Raw genomic sequence first — 23,632 nt, forward strand, 5'->3', positions numbered from 1 at the left:
TTTTGATTCGGGGCAAAATTAAAGCTTTTGCCATAAACTCCGAGATTATTCCGGCAAATGTATGACTGTCACCAAATATGGCCCGCAGGCGCTATTGGGAATTTCCGAAAATTATATAGAACTTTGTGTCTTGTGTTTTTCAAAAAACACAATATGCTAAAATATACTCAATGCAGGAATTAGATCTATTTAAAGAACAAATTTCATCAGCTTCGCCCAAAAAGATCGTTATTACCACCCATCATAAACCTGACGCCGACGCCCTGGGTTCGTCCCTGGCGCTGGCCAATTATCTCAAAAAGAAGTCCCATGACGTGACGGTGATCACACCTTCGGATTATCCTTCCTTTTTGAGCTGGATGAAAGGCAATGACGAAGTAATCAATTTTGAAGAACCCGGCAAGGCTGAAATTGTAGCTGAAAAGATCAAAGAGGCCGATATTGTCTTCTGCCTTGACTTTTCCTGTCTCAACAGGTTGTGCGAGATGGGGGAGATGGTTAAGCAATCCAAAGCCTACAAGGTAAATATAGACCATCATCAGGATCCTAAGGATTTTGCGGATTTCCGCTTTTGGAGTACAGAGGCGGCTGCAACCTGTGAACTGCTTTATGAACTTATCGTAAAAGTAGGGGATAAAAAACTGATAGACAAGGATATAGCAGAATGCCTTTATGCCGGGATCATGACAGACACCGGGGGGTTCAAACATCCCAATACTTCCAAAAACATCCATTTGGTGACGGCAGAGCTGATTGGCATCGGAGCGGACAATTCAAAGATTTCGCGGCTGATTTATGATACGAATTCCGTAAACAGGTTAAAGTTTCTTGGTTTTGCCCTCACCAGAAGGCTTACCATATTGAATGACCTCCATACGGCCTATTTCGCCATCAGCAAAAAAGACCTCAAGAAGTACCAGTCCCAGACCGGCGACACGGAAGGCCTGGTAAATTACGCGCTTTCCCTGGATGGCATCAAAATCGCGGCGCTTTTTACAGAAAGAAAAGACGGGGTGAAAATTTCTTTCCGTTCTTCTGAAGAAGTGGAAATAAACAAGTTCGCCGCAACGTTTTTTAGTGGCGGAGGGCATAAAAATGCCTCAGGAGGCACCTCCAAGCTGCCTCTCAAAGAAACAACTGAGCGGTTTGAAAAACTGATAAAAGAAAACAAACATATTTTATTTAATCAACTTGAATTAGTCAATGAAAAGAATCAATAATGTGATGATTGGCGCTGTTGCGATTGTTGCCGGTGCCCTGATGTTCTCCTGTGGAAATAAGACAAAAACCACTTCCGACGGGATAGAATATAAGTATATCAAGGAGGGGAAGGAGAAGACCAAAGACGGTGATTTTGTACTTTACCAATTCACTGCGAAAACTTCTGAAGACTCTGTCTTTATTTCCAGCTATGACCAGCCTGTCCCCCCCTATCTTCAGCACAGTGACACTGCGGAAGCCATGACCGGAATAGATGAGATATTCCTCAACCTGAACAAAGGTGATAGCATTGTCATCAATTCACAAGCGGAAAAGGTCTTCGGCCCCAACCTGCCTCCTTTCCTGAAAAGTGAAGACAAAGTAATCATCAGCATAGGGGTAATCAATGTACTGGAAGAAGAGATTTTTCAGGATTACTTCAATGATCTGGTAGCAGAACAGCAGAAAAAACAAGAGGCAGAAGCAGAACAGCAGCTTGAGGAAGACGTTCAGGCCATTGAAAATTATATTTCTGAAAATAATTTAAATGCTACCAGGACAGAATCGGGTCTTTTCTACGTCATAGAAGATGAAGGTGCCGGCCGGCAGGTGGAACAGGGCAATACCATCTCCGTAAATTATACCGGATATGTGTTGGACGGCACAGTATTCGATACCAGTGTCGAAAGCAAAGCCAAGGAAAGCAATACTTATAATGAAAGCCGTACCTATGAACCTATTTCTTTTGAGGTAGGTCAGGGCATGGTGATCCCCGGATGGGATGAAGGGCTTCAATACCTTAAAAAAGGATCCAAAGCCAAACTGTTGATTCCTTCTCCCTTGGCCTACGGACCTTCTCAGAGGGGAGAGGTGATCAAACCCAACTCCATCCTCATTTTCGACGTAGAAGTAACAGATGTAAAATAATTGTCTCCGGGCTCCAAAAAAGCCTGGGGCTCGGTAAACAATCAATCCATGAAAAAAAGTACTATACTGCTGGTGGCATGCTTCAGTGCCATGACGATGTTTTCCTGTATTTCCGATGATGAAAACTGGGAAGCTACCTTCAACCGGGATGTGAAAAAAATTGAGGAATATATTCAGACCATTGAGACTGAATATATGCGGAAAGAAACGATTGGAGATACCGGCGTGGTACTGTTGTTTACCGAGGTTAATGAGGAGGGGGAGGTGCCAAAGAACCAGGATACCTTATATGTCGATTATACGGGTTATCTTCTGGATGGGACCGTTTTTGACACCTCTGATGAGGATGTAGCCAAAGACAACGGGATCCATAACGCCAGCAGAACTTATGAACCTTTACGGATCGAACTTGGCGTATCCAATGTGATTGTAGGCTGGCATATCGCCCTTTCTCAAATGAAGGAGGGTGAAAAGGCCATCGCTTTAATCCCTTCAGGCTATGCATATGGATCTCAAGCCAACGGTCCTATTCCTGCCAACTCGGTTTTGGCTTTTGATCTGGATTTGGTCGAAGTCAGATCACATCAACAACAATAAAAAAGCAGGGCTGCTTTCTCTCCCAAAAATGGGCAAGAAAACGCAGCCCATAAAAAACACGCAAATGAGATACCTTAACAGCGTCTTGATCCTAGTGGTCTCGTTAGGCTTTTTGGCATGCAATGACCAGGGCAACTGGTTTGGTCCGGTTTATGATGTCGAAGGCAACCTGGCCAGAGACCGGGGCATCATAGATGAATACCTACAGACGGCCGACTTTGACAGCATCTCCAGGATACATGATCCCTCGGGTGTCGTTGTGATCGTCAAGGAAGAAGGAACCGGCTCCAGGCCCCAGTCCGGGAATACCGTGTATGCCAACTACATAGGTTATCTGCTGGATGGTTCTGTCTTTGACAGTAATCTGGAAGATGTGGCCAAGGAAAATGACATCCATGATGAAGAAAGAAACTATGATATATTCAGTTTCTTATTGGATGTGCCCGCCGGTCAAGGAGGGGCGATAGAGGGTTTTAATTTTGGCTTTAAAAGGTTAAGGAGCGGGGCCAGGGCTACTTTAATCATCCCCTCACCTCATGGCTACAGAGACAACGAGAATATTCCAAGAATTCCTCCCAACTCCGTCCTGGTGTTTGATGTGGAGTTTTTGGGAATGGACTGATCAAATTGTTTAGCAGTTTACAAAAACAACATAGCCTGTGGGGTTTCCCGCAGGCTATGTTGTTTGTTGCCGATAACATTTAGGATGCTACATCTTTGCGCTGTAATTCGGGGCCTCCCTGGTGATACTGATATCATGGGGGTGGGATTCTCTTGCCCCCGCAGCGGTGATTTTCACAAATTTACCGTTCTCCCTAAGCTCCTCTATGGTGGCTGTGCCGCAATAGCCCATCCCTGCCTGAAGGCCGCCTACCAATTGGTACAATACTTCTGATACCAAACCTTTAAAAGCCACTCTACCCACAATGCCTTCCGGAACCAGCTTTTTGACGTTTTCTTCGGCATCCTGGAAATACCGGTCTTTGGAACCCGACTCCATGGCTTCCAGTGACCCCATGCCTCTGTAAGACTTGAACTTTCTGCCTTCAAAAATGATGATTTCCCCCGGGGCCTCTTCAGTACCGGCCAGTATGGAACCGATCATCACGGAACTGGCTCCTGCTGCCAAGGCTTTTACCACATCCCCGGAATACCTCACGCCCCCATCGGCGATGACAGGAACACCTTTCTCTTTCAACACCCTGGCACATTCCATCACCGCGGAGAGTTGGGGAACCCCTACACCCGCGATAACGCGCGTGGTGCAGATACTTCCAGGCCCCACACCTACCTTCACCGCATCAGCACCTGCATCAGCAAGGGCCAAAGCCGCTTCGGGAGTGGCAATATTCCCTACGATCACATCCAGGTCAGGAAAGTTGGCTTTTATCTTCCTGCAAGCCTCGATCACACCTTTGGAATGGCCATGGGCCGTGTCAATGGATACCACATCCACTCCCGCAGTTTTTAAAGCCTCCACACGATCCACTATGTCATGGGTCACTCCCACTGCAGCACCTACCCTTAGTCTGCCGAACTCGTCTTTACAAGCATGGGGCTTGTCCTTTCTTTTTAGAATATCCTTATAAGTAATCAACCCGGTCAACCGGTAATCCTCATCAACAATGGGTAATTTTTCAATTTTGTATTCCTGAAGGATTTCCTCAGCCTGTTCCAAACTGATACCCGCTTTGGCTGTGATCAGATTGTCTTTGGTCATGATTTCTCTGATGGGCCGACTCAGGTCTTTGATAAACCTGAGATCCCTATTGGTGATGATGCCTTTCAAAAAACGCTCTTCATCGACTACAGGGATCCCCCCTATGTTGTATTCCGTCATAATGCCTTCCGCATCCTTTACTTTGGCGTTGATATCCAAGGTAATGGGGTCGAGAATCATGCCGCTCTGGGATCTTTTTACCTTGCGCACCTGGGCGGCCTGCTTTTCTATGGGCATGTTCTTATGGATAAAGCCCAAGCCGCCTTCCAGAGCTATAGCAATGGCCAGCTCCGCTTCGGTAACCGTATCCATCGCGGCGGATACCAAGGGGATTTCGAGCCGGATGTTTTTAGTAAGTTGGGAAGAAGTATTGGTTTCGCGGGGAAGTACCTCTGAGTAGCCGGGTACCAAAAGCACATCATCATAGGTGAGCGCTTCGTAGAGAAATTTATCAGTGTTTGGATTCATGGCAAATGGGTTAGGTAACCGTATTTGCCCGTCAAAGATACGATGATTTTGACATGCAAATCAACTTGATGGTAAAAAAATATAATAATTTTATTCAAAATCGGTCTTGTTTAAGGAATTTTCTTTGGGAGGTAAGGATATCTACCCCCTTGCTAAGATCGATTGCAGGATAAGGTTGGCAATGGCACGCATGCCCTTGTCATTCGGGTGCCTGGCTACATCGGGATTTTCAAACGCTCCAATGGCCATATATTGTTCGTCTTCACCTAAATGAGAGAGACTGACGGTTTCCCAGCCCTCCACCCCGGCGGCATGGAGCAGTTGCTCATTGACCACCGCATTCTCCCAAAAAGTAGTCGTGACTATTATTCGCGCTCCCGTTTCTCCTGTTAAATAGTCCGTAAATGCCTGCAATCTCTCAGAAAAATTCCAACCTTCCAGTTTGTCCGTGTTTACATTTTCCCCCAGGCGTATGACCAGCAGATCCGCGGCGAATTCTTTCAAATAAGCATACTGCTCGAAGTCCAAGTCATCGTAATGCCGTTCAAACGGATATACGTTTTCCCTCATAAAGGCCAACTCCGGAAAATCCGCAAGCAGGGAAGCCTCAAGCAGGGAACAAAAATCGTTTTCGCGGGCACTGGCCGCCATACCCCAATCCGCATGCCATCCTATATCGGGCGCAATGGGATGGTAGGTGATGCTGTTGCCTATTACCAGCACACGGTTTATTTCCAGAACATCTTCATCATCTTCCCCCGCGGATTGACAAGCGGCAAAAACGGTTGCCGCTACGAAGGGTACAAGTACATGCAGCTTCATTTAAATCAGATCTTGTTGGAATAAAAACTTACTTCTTGATCATTTTGGCAATATAAAACCCATCGTAGCCGCTCTCATGGGACAGCACCTTCTTTTCTTCCAAAAGGGAGAAGTCCTTTCCGGCTGTGCTCTTAAGAAATGCGGCCACTTGACGCTCGTTTTCAGTGGGTAAAATGCTACAGGTAGCATATACCATAATTCCCCCCGGTTTTAGCATAAGCGGGTATTGTTGTAAAATCTCTTTCTGAATCTCCTGCACTTTATGCAGCGTTTCTGGTTGCAGCTTCCACTTGGCGTCCGGGTTCCTTCTGAGTACACCCAATCCGGAACATGGAACATCCAACAGCAAGCGGTCCGCAGAATCTTTGAGCCTTTTTATGATCTTATTATTCTCAATCGGCCTTGTTTCAATGATGGAAACCCCGGCTCTTCTTGCTCTTAATTTGGTGTTTTTCAGTTTCCAGGATTCCACGTCCATAGCAAGAATCTTACCTTTGTTTTGCATCATTGCAGCCAAATGGAGCGCCTTTCCACCTGCTCCCGCGCAGGCATCGATAACCCGCATGCCGGGCTGGGGATCCAGAAAAGCCGCCACCAATTGTGATGAGGCGTCCTGCACTTCGAAAAGACCTTCTTTGAACAAAGGCGTCCTGAACACGTTTTTTCTCTCCCGAAGCACAAGCGCTTCAGGATATCCCTCAGGTATAACACTTTGAATACCCTGCTCCTCCAATTTCTGCTTGAGGATATCCCTGCTGGTTTTAAGGGTGTTCACCCTCAATACAACGTCAGCCTGCTGATTGAGACTCGCCAGTTCCTTTTCCCATTTTTCACCCAGTAATCCCTCCCCCATTTCATCCAGCCAATCAGGAATGGATTCTAAAACTGCTCTCTCCTGGATGCGCCGGTGCCTCTCCATCAGGGTGGTGCGCTCAAGCCCCTGAAACTCCTCCCAATCAGGCAGGTGGTTACCCTGCAAGAGCCAATAGGTCCCAAAAAGATGATAATGGTCCCCGGAAGGGCTCAGTTCCCGGATCAGTCGCCACCAGCGGACGATTTCATAGACACTCTCCGCAACGAAGGCCCTGTCCCTTGCCCCCCATTTGGGATTGGATTTAAAGGTTCTTTCAATTACCTTGTCTGTATAATACTTCCCTTCAAAAATATCATTCAAGGCACTGACAACCCCGCTTACCGTATTCGGGAAAAGCTTCATGGAATGTAATTTGATTTGAATGGGCAAATATAGAAAATTTATCCGCCGATAGGGATTCATTCCGCAACTATCGCAGCCTGCCCCGTATCCCACTACGTTGTACCTGAATCCCGCGGAGTAAGTGCTAAAAAAGCCGCCCCTGAAATCCGCATGCCCCCTAACTTCTTGAAAATAACATGCCGGATCGATTGTTTGTTTCTTTAGTTTTTGAAAAGACATTATCTTTCTCCAGGCCTTTAAACCTGGTTTTTGGCAGGATTTTGGCATTGTTCAGACCATGGGAGAAAAAAAATGTCCACACTGCGGAAAATGGTCAAGCTGGAATCAAGATCTGAATGATCTCTGTGATCATTGCGGAAAAAGCCTGGGAGGAATAGATCTTGAATATCAAAAAAAAAGAGCGGAACAAAAAAAAGCCAACGAAGAACAATGGATATTTTATATTAAAGAAACTGACAGTGATTTTGTGAAAACCATGAAAAAGGTGGGTAATTTTTTTTATACCATCTACATCTCTATCATTACCTTTATCGCTTGGCTGATCGCCGCCCTTCCAGGATAATGTCAGTCATCAAAAACCCCTTTTTTCTCTTACCCTGCCTCCTTTTCTGGATTAACCAATATTTTGAAAAGACACAGGGAACATTCATTCCCATAGTCCACAGCTATCTGGATGACCTGCTGGCCATGCCGGTCATTTTGGGCATTACCTTACAGATTTACCGTTGGCTGCATCCCCTGAAGCAGACCCTGGTATTTACCAAATTGCAGATAGCCGTCGCCGTGGCCTACATCAGTTTGATATTCGAAATCCTATTGCCCATTTGGTCGGATGTTTATGTCCGGGATATCTGGGATGTTTTCTGCTACGTACTCGGTGCGATCTACTTTTATCATCTGATCAACAAAAAGAATCCCCGCTGATCGTTAATTTAGCGACATGAACAGCGTTTCGCTCAGACAGTTTTACCGTGACCACACACAAAAGCTCCAGCCGCTTTATCCCAAACAAGAGGCGGAAAGTCTGGTATTATGGCTGTTGGATCATTTCCTGGGGATCAAAAGAAAAGACATCTTATCAGATGTTAAGATGAGCAGCGCGACACAGGAATTTGATGCCGCCTTTCAGAAACTGTCGCAGGGAATACCGGTGCAATATATCCTGAAAAGTGCCCCTTTTTATGGAAGGACATTCAAAGTGGGGACAGGTGTCCTTATCCCCAGACGCGAAACGGAGGAACTGGTACATCTTATTTTAACCCGTCATCAGGGGAATTGCTCTGTACTGGACATAGGAACCGGCTCCGGTTGCATACCCATCACTTTGGCCTTGGAAATGCCTGAATCCGAGGTCTATGCGATGGATGTAAGCGGCATTGCCTTGGCCATAGCAAGAGAAAATGCCAGTGATTTGAAAGCCAGGGTAAAGTTTTTTCAGGTGGATGTTCTGGAAGAAGATTTACCGGTAAAGGGGCTGGACATTGTCGTCAGTAATCCCCCTTATGTGAAAGAATCCGAAAAAAAAGCAATGCACCCCAATGTGCTTCAGCATGAACCCCACTTGGCATTGTTTGTTCCGGATGAGGACCCACTACTTTTTTACAGGAGGATTTCAGAAATAGCGCCTTTCTCCCTTACACCCGGGGGCTACCTTTACTTTGAAATCAATGAGACTTTAGGAAAAGAGACAAAAGATCTGCTGGAAAACCTGGGATATGAGGAGGTGACAATATATGGGGATCTTAATGGCAAAGATCGCTTTGTATCGGGAAGATGGTGTCCATAATCATCCGGGAGCCCTGCAAGTGCCATGTCCATTTGAATGGTCCGGAACACACTTCGTCAGCAACATTACGGCTAAAGCAATAGCGCCTGTTCCCTCCGCGAAGCCATCCTGGAAAAAGAAAAGTCATCCCGGCTTCTTGATCCAATAAGAGCCGGGACGCTTCCTGCCGGTCTCTCAGGACATCACAACAGGTTATTAAAAATCTCTTGAATCAACAAACATATCCGTTGGCTAAAAAGTGAAGGATTTCTTCATTCATTCTTCATTTTGAGTTATTTATTTTACCTTTAAGTACAACATAATCTGCTATAGCAACATACAGCGGATAAAATTATTTGATACATGAGCAAGACGATCTTGTTATTCATGCTTCTGTTTTCGACAACCTTGGCTTTTGGGCAGGCTGAAAAAAAGCCCCAAAAAGAAATCCCTGTGGTTGAAAAGACCCATCCTGAAGCAGCCCAAACAGGTGCTGGGATAAGTAACATGGGCACTACCCAAGAGGGGGGAAAGCAAAAAGGCATAAGTATCAGCAGTGCGGCCAGACGAAGGTCATTGGTCAATACCAAGGCTGGAAGTGTATCGGAGGGTGCTGAGAGGGGAAGGGCAAACGGCCAGACAGGCGCAGAAGTATCCAATAATGCAAGAAATATCCGACCAAGCCAATCAGGAAGGCCATCCAATCCCGGAAGACCCGGCATCACGGTCCCGTCTGCCCGACCCACGCCACCGGTGGTGCGGCCCAACAAGCCCCGGCCTAACCGTCCGGGTCCGGGGAATGTTCCGAATCCTCCCGGAAAACCCGGCGGGCTCTAAATAGTTCAACTGATTTCTAATAGAAAAGTGCCTATGAGGAGAACCCTGGGGAAAGTATATAGAAAAAACCGCTCGATGTTTTGGATTGTTTGCTGGGTACTGCCACTTGTTCCGGCCAAGGTTTGGTCACAAACCGGTGATACCACAGACAACGGCCAAAAGCAGGAGGTCTATGACTTTATCCTTCTCAATGCAAAATTCAATGACAGGTTTACTTTTATGGGCCGGGACTTTGGCCAGACTATTCCTACCCTCAGCACGGATGTCATGTATTACTTTCATACGGGTTTGTATTTTAATGTTTCCGCATTCAGATTCCTTGAGCCTGAAATCCCTTATCAGTATGCCCTCTCTTTGGGATATCAGACAGACCTGTCTGCCAAAACAGACCTCAATGTAAGTTATTCGCAGTTTCTGGTTTCGGGAAGCAGTGAAGTCACAGGAATACAAAATATGGGATTTCTTCAGGGCACGTTCGGTTTGGACTGGGATTACCTCTACTCCACACTGCAACTCCAGGGACTGTTCAACGACAAAACCGATGTATTTATCTCATCGCAGCATTCCCGGTATTTTGAATTTGACCAAAGACTGTTCAAAACCATCACCGTCTCTTTTGAACCCGCCTTCTCCTTCATGTGGGGCACCAGCCGGTTTTACCACCTGGGCGGTTTTGGTGAAAACCTGCTGGATGCTGCTAGTGAACTGGAAAATTTAAGGTTTTTGACTTGGGAAATTATGCTTCCGCTTAATTTGGAATGGAACGGTTGGGGAATGGAATTCCAGTACAGGTATGTCCATCCCGTCAACACGCCCGAATTTGATGAATCGGGAGGAAGGTTTATCTTTGGCGGTCAGCTGACCTATTCCCTCCCCATAAAAAAAATGCGTTAGATCCATATGAGAGTACTTTTAGTGGAAGACGAAAAGCTGTTGGCCAAGGAAGTCATTGGCTACCTTGAGGAGGGACAAACCATCTGTGATTGGGAAGCCGATTATAAAGGCGCTTCAGAGCAAATTGCCGTAAACCAATATGATTTTATCCTGTTGGATCTTGGCCTGCCTGACGGCGACGGGATAAGTCTGCTGGATGAGATCAAAGCCCACCAAGAACAGTCCATCACGATCATTCTTACTGCCCGGTCTGATATCAAAGACAGGGTTCTCGGTCTGGAAAGAGGGGCAGATGACTATCTTTCAAAACCTTTTTCCCTGCTGGAATTAAAAGCCAGGATGCAGGCCATCCTGAGAAGAAAAAGCGGGTGGAACAAAGAAGAAATCAAGCTTGGGGATTTTGTGCTGGACCTCGGCAGCCGGACCGTGACCCACAAAAACGAAGAAATAAGCCTGACCAACAAAGAGTTTAGCCTGCTCCATTTCCTGCTGATCCACCCCAACCGGGTAATCAATAGATTCCAGCTTGCTGAGCATATATGGGGGGACCACGTAGAGGACGATTATCAATCCAACTATATTGATGTGCATATCAAAAACATCCGCAAAAAACTGGGCAGGTATGCTTCAGTGGACTGGCTGGAAACCGTAAGAGGAGTGGGTTATAAAGTCAAAACCTGAGCAAAAATGTACCTGTCCACCAAAATGCTTTTGTATAACTTGCTGGCAAAGGGAATCATCCTTTTGCTCTTTTTAATGACGGGGCCTTTTCTGCTCAAACATTTTGCGCTGAAAAACATCGATGCTGAACTTATAAATAAAAGGGACCAGATCCTGACCATCATCAGCCATGAGGGAATGGGTGGCTTTTTCAGTGAAGAGGACAGCTTAAGTGGATTTGGCAGCTACAACATTCTCCGGGAAGAGTATGTGCTACTGGAAAAATTAGAAGAACCGTTCCCATTGGACAGCATTTTCAATGAGGAAAGAATCCTTGACAACATCACTGTCTCCTACCGGGTCTGCGCCTATGTTTTTGCCTTTGAGGACGACTACTTCCTCATGGAAATCGGAAAAAGCCTGGAGACCATCAACAACATCTCAGGTCTGATTTTCAGGATCATGCTGGCCCTGCTGTTGGGATTTATTGTGCTTTCCTTTTTTTTGGACAACGTATTCAACAAGTGGCTGATCCAACCCTTCAACCGCATCATCCGGGACAAAATATCCCACATCAGGGAGCCGCAGCAGTTTGTTCACCAACCCGTCAAAACAACTACCAAGGACTTCAAAATACTGGACGAGGCCATCAGCGAGATGATCTGGCGGATACAGAAAGCCTTCAACCAGGAACGGGTGTTTATCTCCCATGCTTCCCATGAGCTCAAAACCCCTGTATCCATTCTCCAAACCAAAATCGAAGCTTTTTTTGGCGATGAAAACCTCAGTCAGCAGGAGATGGAACGGCTGATGGACATGCAACAGACCATCCAAAAACTCAAAAAAACCATCAATGCGCTGCTGCTCTTATCAAAAGTCAACAATGCCCAATACGTAAAATCGGAAACGGTATCCTTGGACGGTTTGCTGAAAGCGTTGTTTGAAGAATGGGAGGCCATAGCCGATGACAGGTCCATCCGTCTGAAGCTGGAACTGGATGGTGGTTTTGACTTTAAAAACAGCAATAAATCCCTGTGCATGATCATGGTCCAAAACGCGCTGTCAAATGCGATAAAATACTCCGAAGAGGGAATGAAGGTGACCTTGTCCGGAGCGCCTATTGCCAAAGGCTATAAAGTTGAAGTCATCGATGAGGGCAGAGGCATTTCACCGGCTTTGATGGAGCAGGTTGAATCCGGTCTGGTATTTTTAAAGGATGCCCAAAAGGAAAGTTCCGGCTATGGCCTTCAGATCATTTATAAAATCGCTTCATTTTTGGGTGTTGATGTGCGGATCCACTCCGGCAAGAAGGGCACCGCGGTCGTCTTCCATTTTTCTAACCTTGACCATTGAGGCAAAGTATTTGCTGATTATCAAGAAGTTGAAGGAAATACCGGAGGGCCGGAAGGCTTCTTCATTTTAACTTCATGTTCAGGTATTTTATTTGTACCCTATAAACTTTAAATGATTGCAGTTATGAAACTAATGAATTTTAATCTATGGATGTCGGGGTTGCTTTCCCTTCTTTTTTTGGTGAGCTGTAATGATCAGGAAGGGATTATGGAGGGGCATGCCCGGTTAAATGTATCCCTCATCGATGCTCCCGCAGACTATGATGAGGTATGGGTAGAGGTGTTGGCGGTAGAAGTACGTCCTGGAAAAGGCAATGATGCAAATGAAACTGCCTGGATCAGCATAAACAATGAAGCGGATGAAAAAAGAATTGACTTGTTGACTTTAACAGGAGGCAACGCGGTCTATTTGGGGTCAACCGAAGTTCCTGCCGGCAAAATTTCCCAAATCAGATTGATCCTGGGAGATGACAATTATATCATGCAGGACGGAAACCGGATCGATTTGAAAACCCCCAGCGCCCAGCAAAGTGGTCTGAAACTGCAGCTTAACAAAGAGCTGATGGCCGGCATTCAGTATGACCTCGTTATTGATTTTGACGCGGCCAAATCCATAGTGAAAGCGGGGAATTCCGGTCAATACATTCTTAAGCCGGTACTCAGGGTAGTGGCGGAAGAGTCCGCTACGATCAAGGGCACCGTACTTCCCCTCGAAGCAGAACCGGTCATTTATGGCATTAAGGGTGTAGATACCCTTGCTACTTTTACAGACGACAATGGGGATTTTGTGCTCAGGGGCCTGGAGGCCGGTGAATACCGGATAGAAATCCATCCCAAAGCACCTTACCTGGGGGATACCCTGTTGAATGTACCCGCGGTACGGGGTGAAATCACAGTGTTGGATCCTGTGGAACTTGAAATGGAAACTACGGAAGAAGAAGTAGAGTAAAGATACCAAAGCTAACTTTTTTCGAGTCCGGTCCCGGTTTTGATTGGGGGCCGGATTCTTTTTATGTTGGGCAAATTGGCCCGGGTTTTCCAAAACTTTTATCCTTTTTTTATAATTTTGGCCTATTCATGTGTAATTTGTATCACAATCAACCAACACAGTCATGGCCATATCCCCACCCATCAACTTCCCCAAATGGATCAGTTTAAACAGGCACCTGCTGAAGCCTCCTATCGGAAACCAGCAATTGTATAAAAACAATGATGATTTTATCGTCATGGTTGTGGGCGGACCCAATTCCCGGAAAGACTTTCATTACAATGAGGGGGAAGAGTTTTTTTACCAGGTAGAGGGGGATATTACCCTTAAAGTGGTAGACGAAGGCCAGGTCCGGGACATCCCGATAAAAGAAGGGGAAATGTTCCTTTTGCCTCCAAGGGTGCCCCATAGCCCACGGAGACCTGCCAATACCATCGGATTGGTATTCGAGCGGTACAGAAAACCCGGGGAAAAAGATGGTTTTATCTGGCACTGCGAAAACTGCGGGAACAAGTTGTATGAAGAATATGAGGTGATAACAGATATCGTAAACCAACTTCCGCCCATCATGGAGCGCTTCTGGAGCAACCCGGCCAACACCAAATGCAGCGTATGTGGAACAGTGATGACAAAGTGATCATCAACGAAAATCCTAAACCCAAATTGGAAACCCCGTTTGAATACACGGCGGAATTTGCAGGCCGGATGGATAATGAGGATCCTTTGCGGAAATTCAAAGAACGTTTTCATATTCCGGAAGTCAATGGCCAGCCGGCCATTTATTTTTGTGGCAATTCCCTCGGACTGCAGCCCAAAACAGCGGCTGCCTTTCTGGAATCCGAAATGCGCTCCTGGGCAGAAAAAGGGGTTGAGGGGCATTTTATGGGAGAAAACCCTTGGCTGTATGCCAGGAAACGCTCTAAACCCCTATTGGCCGGTTTGTTGGGAGCCAAAGAGCTGGAAACGGTAGCGATGAACAGCCTCAGCACGAATCTCCATTTGCTTTTGGTTTCTTTTTATCAACCGAAGGGGAAGAAGACAAAGATACTTACCGAACCAGGCGCCTTCCCTTCGGACCGGTACATTCTGGAGTCCCAATCCCGTTTCCACGGACTCCAGCCCAAAGACACCATCATTCAAGTCCAACCCAGAAAAGGCGAACACATCCTGCGTACGGAAGATGTCCTGCGTTCCCTCCGCCTTCATGCCGACGAGCTTGCCCTGGTGATGATGTCCGGTGTCCAATACTATACCGGGCAGTGGTTTGACATGCGGGCCATCACCGAAGCCGCAGCGGAAAAAGGCATTCCGGTCGGCTTTGATCTGGCCCATGCCATTGGCAACGTTCCGCTTCAGCTTCATGACTGGGGCGTGGACTTTGCTACCTGGTGCAGCTATAAATACCTGAACTCAGGACCCGGAAACATCTCCGGGATTTTTGTACATGAAAGACATGCCCATCGCAGTGATCTGCCCAGATTTGCAGGGTGGTGGGGCCACAATGAGGAAACCCGTTTTTTGATGGATAAGGATTTCGAAGCCATGCCGGGAGCAGATGGGTGGCTGTTAAGCAATGACCATGTGCTCGGGCTGGCGGTTCATCAGGCTTCCCTGGAAATCTTTGAAGAAGCCGGTTTGGAAAATTTAAGAAAAAAGAGTGAACTATTAACCGGTTACTTGGAGTTTTTAATTCGTAAAATCAGTGGAGATGGCGGTATATTGGAGATCATAACTCCTTCATTACCAAAAGAAAGAGGATGTCAAATTTCCCTCCTGATCCATAAAGGTGGCAAAGCGGTTTTTGATGCACTTTACCGGCAGGGTATCATCGGAGATTGGCGAAATCCAAATGTAATCAGGTTGGCGCCTGTTCCTCTTTACAACAGTTTCACAGATATTTATAAATTTGCCGGGATTTTAGAAATTTCCTTAAGGGAGTTCGTTTGAAAACCTACTAAACTGGAACGTCATGAATGACAAAATAAGCCTATTGGGTGCTGGACTGATCGGTTCTTTGATGGGGGTATACCTAAAAAAGCGCGGACTTGATGTAGCTATCTATGAAAAAAGAAGGGACTGGCGAAAAGATAAATTAGCTGCCGAAGGCCGGTCCATCAATATGGCGCTAAGCCACAGGGGTTTGAAGGCCCTGGAGAAAGCCGGACTCAAAGAAAAAGTCATGCCTTACACCTTACCCATGTATGGCCGGCGAATGCATGATGAGCATGGCAACACGTATTTTCAGCCCTATGGAAAGGATAACCAGGCCATCTACTCCGTCTCCAGAAACACTTTCAATGAGATTTTGTTGGAAGAAGCAGACCGTTGTGGCGCTAATATCTTTTTTAACCACAAAGTGGAGACCGTAGATGTTGAAAACAAGCGGGTGCGTTTTTTACTGGCGGATGGCAGCACCAAAGACATATCCTCAGAGGTTATCATCGGATCAGACGGTGCCCATTCCTCTTTAAGAAATGCTTTTGAATGTCAAACAAGGTTCAACTATAAGCAGGAATACATCTCCCACGGGTACAAAGAACTCCGTATTCCCCCTACCGCCGATGGCGGGTTTGCCATGGATCCGGAGGCACTTCATATATGGCCCAGAGGCAGGTTCATGCTGATCGCCCTGCCTAATCTGGACAAATCATTTACCTGTACCCTGTTTTTGCCTTTTGAGGGATATAAGGTGTGTTTCGAGAAAATTCATGATGGCAAGGATGCTGAATATATATTCCAGACCTATTTCAACGATGCTTATCACCTCATGCCTGACCTGGCGGAAGAATATGACAGAAATCCCACGGCTGCACTGATCAATACGGAATGCTATCCCTGGACAGTCAACAATTGCCTTTTGATTGGCGATGCTGCCCATGCCATCGTCCCTTTTTATGGACAGGGGATGAACTGTGGTTTTGAGGACTGCAATATTTTGGATGAGCTGATCGGAAAGTTCGGAACATTTTCCTGGGATCTCGTATTTGAAAAATTCCAGAAAATCAGGAAACCCGATACAGACGCCATTTCCACACTGGCCATGGAGAACTTTGTGGAAATGAGCGACAGCATGGCGGATCCCAAATTTTTGATCAGAAAAAAAATAGAGGCCAAGCTCCATGAGCTGTTTCCTGACGAATGGGTTCCGCTTTACAGCATGGTCACCTTTACGGATATGAGCTACTCGGAGGCTTACGCCCAGGGCAAGTTACAGGAACAAATCATGGATGAAGTCATGCGGGACCCGATGATCTCCCACAAATGGGACAGTTTGGATTTTGAAAACATCCTGAACCGTGTGGATGCAGTCCGGTCAGTTTAAGCGGAAGCAACGCAGTTGTCATAAGTTGGTACCGAATCGCTCGTTAAATCCCGGTATACCCTGTAACCCGCCGGTATGCAGCACCAAAATCCGGCTGTCTTCTACGAAACGGCCCTTTTCGGCCAAATCCAGCATACCGTACATCATTTTACCGGTGTAGATGGGGTCCAGCGGGATGCCGGTGGTTAGCCTGAAGCTTTTCACAAAACCAAGCAGCTCCGGGGTGAATTTGGCATATCCCCCAAAATGGTATCGGGTATATATTTCCCACTGGCATCGGGGCCGGATGCTGTAAACCTGGAGAAGCTCCTGAACCTCGTTTCGGATAAATTCCCCCTTTAAGGAAGAAAAACCCATTATTGTCTGACCCGGCTCAGCGGAAGAAACCAGCCCGCAAAATGTCCCGCCCGTTCCAATGGGGACAGCTACAAAGAGGGCCTGCTTGTCTTCATGATTGAGGATTTCTTCGCATCCTTTGATGGCCAGATGGTTGGTTCCCCCTTCGGGCAGCAGATAGAACCTTCCAAACTTTGCTTTCAAGGCATCCAAAATCTTTCCGGTTTTTTTTTGCCGGTAATCCCCTCTGCTGATATAATGCAGATGCATGCCCAATGCCTGTACCGTGGAGAGCGTGGGATTCAGCGGAAAAGCCGGTTCGCCCCTGATCACGCCGATCGCCTTCATTCCCGCTTCCCTCGCGGCAACGGCAGTGGCATGGATATGGTTGGAATAGGCTCCCCCAAAAGTCAGCAGGGTATCATGCCCCGAGAGGCGGGCTTCTTCAAGGTTGTATTTCAGTTTATAATACTTGTTCCCCTGAATGTCCGGATGCAGGAGATCCAAACGCTTTATGGTCACCGGAATGACCCTGCCTCCATTCAAAGGCAGTTCAATGTTCTGATAGCAGTCCGTTTCTGAATATTTCGACACTACAAAAGTTGGATTTTGACCAAAAATATCAAATAGTTTTGAATCAAATCCTAATTTTGTGTCATGTCAGAAGAAATAGAAGGAGAATTACCCGAGGAGGAATCCCTGTTTGAACATTATCGGCTCGAAGTGGACAAAGGGCAGAAACCCCTGAGAGTGGACCGGTTCATCACGGAAAAAATCGCCAATGCCAGCCGCAACAAAGTGCAACAAGGTATAGAGGAGGGTGTTGTACGGGTAAACGGCGAACCCGTAAAAGCCAATTACAAAATCAAGCCTTTCGATGTCATCACGTTGATCATGGCCCAGCCCCGGAAGGAAACCGAGGTGCTTCCTGAGAAAATGCCTTTGGATATCATCTATGAAGATGACCATCTTTTGGTGGTGAACAAACCTGCGGGAATGGTGGCCCACCCGGCGCATGGTAACTGGACAGGCACCTTGGTAAATGGTCTGGTGTACTATTTCAACCAGTTGCCGGAACTTCCCGGCAATTCCGGACGGCCGGGCCTCGTGCACCGGATTGATAAGGATACCAGTGGGCTCCTGGTGATTGCCAAATCCGAAAAGGCAATGACCCATCTGGCTAAACAATTTTTCGACCATAGCATTAAAAGAACTTATCTGGCTCTGGTATGGGGAGAGCCAAAAGAGGATTCCGGAACGGTGGATTTACCCATCGGCAGGAGCATTAAAGACCGGAAAATCATGCAAGTCTATGCCGATGGTAGCCAGGGCAAACGTGCCGTCACCCACTGGGCGGTACTTAAAAGACTGAGGTATATCAGCTTGGTAAATTGCCAGCTGGAAACCGGCAGAACGCATCAAATCAGGGTACATATGAAACACATCGGCCATCCGCTTTTCAATGATGCTTTTTACGGAGGAGACAAAATCCGCAAAGGGACGCAGTTTTCCAAGTACAAAGCTTTTGTCCAAAACTGCTTCAAAATCTTACCCAGACAGGCCCTCCACGCCCAATCCCTCGGTTTTACCCACCCGGTGACCGGAAAGGAGATGTATTTCGAATCCGAAATCCCGCAGGATATGTCAGAAGTCATCCAAAAATGGGAAAATTACGTCCATACGGCGGAATAAACCGTTGATAATTCCGTAAAAGCAAACCAAATAAACTTATATAAATTATTGTCTTTTAATTTAAAAATAACTTTCATTAAAAATAATATAAAATATACATATTTTTGATGAAAATTTTTCTTTAAACGGATGGTTTTATTAGATTTGAAACATCAAAATAAAATTTGGTCTTTGACACTGTAGGATGTTGAAATTGGCAGACAAGCCCTCCTGTCTCGGGGGTGGAGGATCCAAAATATTTTGGTGTACTGAATAAAGCACACATAGAGCTCAATGTGTTGCCTAACAGCTCCGTGGAGGTTCGAATCCTTCTCCTACAGCTTTACATTTCAAAGGGAACTTCAGAATGGCGAATGCGTATACTCCATTTTGATGTTCCCTTTTCTGTTTTTAAACGTGTTATGGCTTTTATTATTAGTTAATGAATAATTTTCACTTTATTTTGTATTCTTGATTTGGAATATGATCGGTGTTGTAAAAAATAACAAGAAACTGCAAAGGGGATCCAAGTTATTGTTGAAGGTGACAGGTATTCTTGTTTTTTCCTTTTTCCTGCTTCACCTCGGTCTTTATTACGGATCCGACTGGCTCCTGCGTGGGTTTTTACAACGCCAGGTAGAAAAAGTTTCCGAAGGGAAATATACGGTGGATTTTGGCAGATTTTACCTTTCCATTTTTGAAAGGGGCTTTTATATTAAGGATTTTTATCTATCCCCTGTGGATGAAACCGTTTTTGGAGTAGGCGAAAAACCTTTTTATCAAATATCGGTTCCCGAGATCAGTCTCAAAAGGCTTTCTTTCAGCAGGCGGGACAAAACCATAGCCATCGGAGAGTTAAGGCTCAAGGGCCCGTATATACAGTCCAGACAGGAACAGGACGTGCTTGAGCAGGAGGACCTGTCCCCCCTTCAATTGTTGGAATCAGAAATACAAAAATCATTGGGGGGGGACATTGAGGAGGTAATCATCCACAATTTTTATGTGGAAGAGGCTGATTTGTTGATGGAAAACTTCATCAGCCAAAAGTCCATCAAGGCCTCCCATACCAACCTTTATGTAAAAGACCTGGGTGTGGCCAGGGAAAAAGCCCATGACCTTCCTTTTAATGCCGAAGGCTTTACCCTTCATCTCTCCGATTTTGAAATTCTGCTCGCGGACAGTATTCATCGGGTTAGCGCGACCTCAGTGGATATCTCCTCCCTGGATAAGCATATCATGGCAGATCAGGTCCGGATTTCCCCCGATTTCAGTCGGGAGACAGATGCTTACTACGAAATATCCCTGGATAACCTCAATGTGGACGACGCCGACATTTTACAGATGTTTCAGACTTCGAATGTGGTCGTGGGTGACCTCAACCTGATTGGTCCGGATTTTACACTGTACACAGAGAGAACGGTCGCAGATGGTGAGGAACGAACCACCGATTTGTATGAATTGATCAGAGATGTGCTGGCGTCCATTTCGGTGAACACCCTCAACATATCAAAGGGGAAATACCTTCAAAGGGGGGTGCATGACGCGAACAAAAACCGGATAGAGGCTGCTGAAATAAACTTCTTGATGGACCAGGTATACATAGGCCCCGAGGAAAGCCGGCGCAGGGACCTGTTTTTTTATGCCAAGGACGCCGAACTCGAAATTTATGGCGCGCGAATCGCCCTGGCAGATGGTATTCATTGGATTACCGGCGAAAAAGTCTTCCTTTCCTCCTTTAAGGACCATGTGTCCATGACCAACGTAGAGATGCTTCCCCGGTTCGATGAGGATGATTTGCCCGATGCGACGCTTTTTGAAATAGAAGTGCCCAAGTTGGATTTTGCCAATGCCAACCTTCGGAAAATCTATAACGAGAACATCGTGGACATAGAGGAAATGACCATCCATTCTCCCGATGTATTGCTAAAAGACATTCGTGGAGGGACAGAAAACGCCTTGTCGGGCAACACGCTCCAAGAGCTTACCAAGGATTTTCTCAAAGCCATCTACATCAAAAAACTGGAAATGTCCGAAGGAAGCCTGACATTGGACAATCACCTGCGCATACGGCAGGATAGCCTCTCTTTTGGCAAAATCAGCTTTACATTGGAAAATTTCCAGCTTGATGAAGAAAGAACCCGTGATGAAAAGTCCAGAATTTTCTTTGCTGACGAGCTCCGCCTGGATATTGAGAATTACGCCCTAAAGCTCTCGGACAACCTCCACCTCTTCTCTGCTGACAGAATCTTTATAGACACAAAGCAGGAGCTGCTCAACATTGAAGGCTTTCGCCTCCAACCGTTTTCTACCGGAGACATCCAACCCATCCTTGAAAGGTATGGCAGAACCACCGTACTGGACATTGAGATTCCCTATTTTTCTGCCATAGGCGTAGACATCAATCAGGCTTTTTTTGAAGAAAAGCTGTTCGTAAAACACATTGACATCCCCAGCCCGGTGATCCATTGGAAAAAATACATCCAGAAAGAAGATAAGGAAGAGGAAGAAATCAAAATCGAAAGAGGGGATATCCTCAACCTGATTACAAATTATTTTTCCGTGATAGGTGTGGATGCCTTGACCGTCAACGAAGGCACTTTCATCTATGATAATTTCGCCAATGAGCGGTTCAGGTCGTTTGCGGAAAACGACGTGGCAGTATCCATCAAAGGCTTTTACCTGGATGAAAACAGTGACCCGTTGGATAACAGAACCCTGTTTTCGGAAGAAGTGGATATAAACCTTGACAATTATGTCTTCAACATCGCTGATGGGCAATACAATGTGGTGGCGGAAAGGATAAGCTTTAACTCTGCGAGGGAAGAAATCAACACCTTTAACGTAAGGTTAAGGCCCAACAGGTTTTTGGACAAAAAAGTCTCTATACAGGCAGCCGTTCCCGATATGAGTATCAAAGGGGTTGATCTTGAGGCCTTCCTGTTTGAAAACACCCTGTCCCTTACCAACCTGAAACTTTCAGATGCCAATGTGCAGCTTTCCATCAACAGGGACGCTGGAGAAGAAGAGGAGACGGCTGGGTCCGGCGGTAGAAGAAGGGAAAGGAGCCTCCCCAAAACCATAGACATTGTCCGTATTGATTCCATCCTTGCTGAAAATGCAAGATTTGGCATATCCTATTTCCTGGACGGAAACGATGTGCAGTTAATCACCACCGGCATCAACATGTCTTTCTCGGGCTTTATGCTGGATTCTGCCCGGCTGACAGAAGGGGATATTGCCGGTTTCTTTGACCATATGTCCCTGGAGGCGGACGATTTTACGCTGGCGCTTAAGGACAGTATCCATACGATTAACTTTTCAAAAATCGAACTGGACTCTAAAAGCGATGAAATTGTTTTGGAAAACCTCACTATCCAGCCTAACAATTTGAACGGGCAGCTGGGGATTCCCATTGTTCAGGCGAGGATTCCCAGGGCCATCATCAATACCCGCTCGCTTATCGGCCTACAAAAAACCGGGGAAATAGATATCCGGCGCATGGTATTGACCGACCCGGATGTGACCATTTATTTGGACAAAAGTGAAGTGGCTACCCTAAGGGGAGAAGAAGAGGATGAAAAAGCAATCCAGCGGATACTTGAGCATCTGAGGATTAAGAATTTTGAAATTTCCGGCGGACGGCTTGCCATAAAAGAAAAGAACGATATATCGGAAGTAAGCGCTTTTGAAAACCTGAGTATCATCCTCAATGACCTGAATTTTGATTTGACCCGTCAACAAAAGTTTGACAGTCAGTTTCTATTGAACAGTGATTATGCTTTTGAGCTTAAGGACTACGAAATCGACCTTCCTGACAGTCTCAACAGGCTTAGGATAGGTTTGGCCCTGTTGTCAAAAGACCGTCTTGAACTCCAGGATGTGACTTATCTTCCCAAAGTGGGAAGGTACCAATACGTCAGAGGAGTGGGTATGGAAACAGATGTGGCAGAGGTATATGTACCCAAAGTAATCTTCACCGGGGTGGACGTAGAAAAATTTATCAACGAGAATAAGCTGCGTGCCGGGACCATGCTGGTCCTCACCCCGGATATTGAAATTTTCAGGGACAAAAGAATGCCCCCGAATTCCGATACGACCAAACTGATGCCTCAGCAACTGATGGTAGCTTCCGAAATTTTTATGGATCTGGATACGCTGATGATACGGGATGGAACCTTTTTCTACCGGGAATTTCCCGAAAGGGGAATGGTGCCCGGGGAAATCCGTTTTTCCCGACTGAACGCAAAGATGTTTCCCTTCAGACTCACCCAGGGAAATCTCCAGCAAAGAGAAAAAGCCAATATAAGCGGCTCTTTCCTGATCAATGACAAGGCACTCCTGGCGCTGGACGCTTCTATGGATTTTGACCCGCCCTATCCGGTCAAGGTGGAAGCCACAGTTGGGGAATTTGAATTGTCGCTTATCAACTCAATCCTTGAAAGCAATGCTTTTGTCAGCGTAGAACGGGGCACCATTCAGGGAGGTGAGTGGCACTTTATCGCTGATGCTGAAAGTGCCCAGGGCAGCATGACGCTACGATACAACAATTTAAAGGTAAGGTTGCTGGATGAAAGGACGCTGGAGAGGGCCCGCGGAAGGAAGGGCATCCTGACCTTTGTCATCAATGCCCTGGCCATGCGGAAAAACAACCCCCGAAAGATTTTCAACAGGCTTGTAAGCTCTCCTATCTACGAGCCCAGAGATCCTTCCAAGTTTGTGTTCAACTATATGTGGAAAGCCACATTTTCCGGTCTGATGGGCAGTTCCGGCCTCCTGCAACCCAAAATCCCCAGGAAAGAAGAGGAGGAAAAGCAGCGACGCTAAGGGCACGCGATTTTAAGGAAGTTGGCTCCTGAT

General features: G+C 46.3%; 21 protein-coding genes. 17 read left to right on the forward strand and 4 right to left on the reverse strand.

The window, feature by feature from the left end:
* Positions 1-170: 170 nt before the first annotated feature.
* From ACFPFU_RS01555 to ACFPFU_RS01570, 4 genes are all read left to right on the forward strand, one after another.
* Entirely contained in the window at positions 171-1,220 is a 1,050-nt protein-coding gene (locus ACFPFU_RS01555) for a DHH family phosphoesterase (protein ID WP_377060813.1), read from the forward strand.
* Positions 1,204-2,127: an FKBP-type peptidyl-prolyl cis-trans isomerase gene (locus ACFPFU_RS01560; protein ID WP_377060815.1), complete on the forward strand. Its 924-nt coding sequence runs from the start codon at positions 1,204-1,206 to the stop codon at positions 2,125-2,127. The genes ACFPFU_RS01555 and ACFPFU_RS01560 overlap by 17 nt, the downstream gene beginning before the upstream one ends.
* A 48-nt stretch (positions 2,128-2,175) precedes the next feature.
* Complete coding sequence (locus tag ACFPFU_RS01565; protein ID WP_377060817.1) at positions 2,176-2,724, forward strand: FKBP-type peptidyl-prolyl cis-trans isomerase; 549 nt, start codon at positions 2,176-2,178, stop codon at positions 2,722-2,724.
* Positions 2,725-2,788: 64 nt separating this feature from the next.
* A complete protein-coding gene (locus ACFPFU_RS01570; protein WP_377060819.1) occupies positions 2,789-3,346 on the forward strand; it encodes an FKBP-type peptidyl-prolyl cis-trans isomerase in 558 nt (185 codons plus the stop codon).
* Positions 3,347-3,433: 87 nt separating this feature from the next.
* Here the strand turns inward: ACFPFU_RS01570 and guaB are convergent, their stop codons facing one another.
* The 3 genes from guaB to ACFPFU_RS01585 all read right to left on the reverse strand — a co-directional run bounded on the left by guaB (position 3,434) and on the right by ACFPFU_RS01585 (position 6,950).
* Positions 3,434-4,912, reverse strand: coding sequence for an IMP dehydrogenase (guaB, locus tag ACFPFU_RS01575; RefSeq protein ID WP_377060821.1), 1,479 nt, complete (start codon positions 4,910-4,912; stop codon positions 3,434-3,436).
* A gap of 141 nt (positions 4,913-5,053) precedes the next feature.
* Positions 5,054-5,734 (reverse strand): hypothetical protein, encoded by a 681-nt coding sequence (locus ACFPFU_RS01580; protein ID WP_377060823.1) that lies wholly within the window; start codon positions 5,732-5,734, stop codon positions 5,054-5,056.
* 28 nt (positions 5,735-5,762) lie between these two features.
* Positions 5,763-6,950, reverse strand: a complete 1,188-nt coding sequence (locus ACFPFU_RS01585; protein ID WP_377060825.1) for an RsmB/NOP family class I SAM-dependent RNA methyltransferase — start codon at positions 6,948-6,950, stop codon at positions 5,763-5,765.
* Between the two features lie 277 nt (positions 6,951-7,227).
* Here ACFPFU_RS01585 and ACFPFU_RS01590 point away from each other — a divergent pair, with 277 nt between their 5' ends.
* From ACFPFU_RS01590 to ACFPFU_RS01640, 11 genes are all read left to right on the forward strand, one after another.
* Complete coding sequence (locus ACFPFU_RS01590) at positions 7,228-7,512, forward strand: hypothetical protein (RefSeq protein ID WP_377060827.1); 285 nt, start codon at positions 7,228-7,230, stop codon at positions 7,510-7,512.
* Positions 7,512-7,874 (forward strand): magnesium citrate secondary transporter, encoded by a 363-nt coding sequence (locus ACFPFU_RS01595; protein ID WP_377060828.1) that lies wholly within the window; start codon positions 7,512-7,514, stop codon positions 7,872-7,874. The genes ACFPFU_RS01590 and ACFPFU_RS01595 overlap by 1 nt, the downstream gene beginning before the upstream one ends.
* 16 nt (positions 7,875-7,890) lie before the next feature.
* Positions 7,891-8,736 (forward strand): peptide chain release factor N(5)-glutamine methyltransferase, encoded by an 846-nt coding sequence (gene prmC, locus ACFPFU_RS01600; protein ID WP_377060830.1) that lies wholly within the window; start codon positions 7,891-7,893, stop codon positions 8,734-8,736.
* A gap of 342 nt (positions 8,737-9,078) precedes the next feature.
* Positions 9,079-9,552 carry a hypothetical protein gene (locus tag ACFPFU_RS01605; protein ID WP_377060832.1) on the forward strand — a complete coding sequence of 158 codons (474 nt, stop codon included), beginning with the start codon at positions 9,079-9,081 and terminating at the stop codon, positions 9,550-9,552.
* 33 nt (positions 9,553-9,585) lie between these two features.
* Positions 9,586-10,446: a hypothetical protein gene (locus ACFPFU_RS01610; protein ID WP_377060834.1), complete on the forward strand. Its 861-nt coding sequence runs from the start codon at positions 9,586-9,588 to the stop codon at positions 10,444-10,446.
* Between the two features lie 6 nt (positions 10,447-10,452).
* Positions 10,453-11,127: a response regulator transcription factor gene (locus ACFPFU_RS01615; RefSeq protein WP_377060836.1), complete on the forward strand. Its 675-nt coding sequence runs from the start codon at positions 10,453-10,455 to the stop codon at positions 11,125-11,127.
* 6 nt (positions 11,128-11,133) lie between these two features.
* Positions 11,134-12,459, forward strand: coding sequence for a sensor histidine kinase (locus ACFPFU_RS01620; RefSeq protein WP_377060838.1), 1,326 nt, complete (start codon positions 11,134-11,136; stop codon positions 12,457-12,459).
* 123 nt (positions 12,460-12,582) lie between these two features.
* The gene (locus ACFPFU_RS01625) at positions 12,583-13,407 is read left to right on the forward strand and encodes a DUF4382 domain-containing protein (RefSeq protein ID WP_377060839.1); all 825 of its coding nucleotides are present in this window, start codon (positions 12,583-12,585) and stop codon (positions 13,405-13,407) included.
* Positions 13,408-13,570: 163 nt separating this feature from the next.
* Entirely contained in the window at positions 13,571-14,083 is a 513-nt protein-coding gene (locus tag ACFPFU_RS01630; protein ID WP_377060841.1) for a 3-hydroxyanthranilate 3,4-dioxygenase, read from the forward strand.
* Positions 14,084-14,151: 68 nt separating this feature from the next.
* The gene (kynU, locus tag ACFPFU_RS01635; protein WP_377061391.1) at positions 14,152-15,393 is read left to right on the forward strand and encodes a kynureninase; all 1,242 of its coding nucleotides are present in this window, start codon (positions 14,152-14,154) and stop codon (positions 15,391-15,393) included.
* A gap of 22 nt (positions 15,394-15,415) precedes the next feature.
* Positions 15,416-16,768: an FAD-dependent oxidoreductase gene (locus ACFPFU_RS01640; protein WP_377060843.1), complete on the forward strand. Its 1,353-nt coding sequence runs from the start codon at positions 15,416-15,418 to the stop codon at positions 16,766-16,768.
* A gap of 18 nt (positions 16,769-16,786) precedes the next feature.
* Here ACFPFU_RS01640 and ACFPFU_RS01645 read toward each other — a convergent pair whose 3' ends face one another.
* Positions 16,787-17,698: a 1-aminocyclopropane-1-carboxylate deaminase/D-cysteine desulfhydrase gene (locus ACFPFU_RS01645; RefSeq protein WP_377060845.1), complete on the reverse strand. Its 912-nt coding sequence runs from the start codon at positions 17,696-17,698 to the stop codon at positions 16,787-16,789.
* A 63-nt stretch (positions 17,699-17,761) separates the two neighbouring features.
* On the opposite strand from ACFPFU_RS01645, the gene ACFPFU_RS01650 reads away from it, so the two are divergent.
* A complete protein-coding gene (locus ACFPFU_RS01650) occupies positions 17,762-18,796 on the forward strand; it encodes an RluA family pseudouridine synthase (protein WP_377060847.1) in 1,035 nt (344 codons plus the stop codon).
* 462 nt (positions 18,797-19,258) lie between these two features.
* Positions 19,259-23,599: a hypothetical protein gene (locus ACFPFU_RS01655; protein WP_377060849.1), complete on the forward strand. Its 4,341-nt coding sequence runs from the start codon at positions 19,259-19,261 to the stop codon at positions 23,597-23,599.
* Positions 23,600-23,632: the final 33 nt, after the last annotated feature.

Source organism: Negadavirga shengliensis (assembly GCF_042652345.1).
Classification (GTDB): domain Bacteria; phylum Bacteroidota; class Bacteroidia; order Cytophagales; family Cyclobacteriaceae; genus Negadavirga; species Negadavirga shengliensis.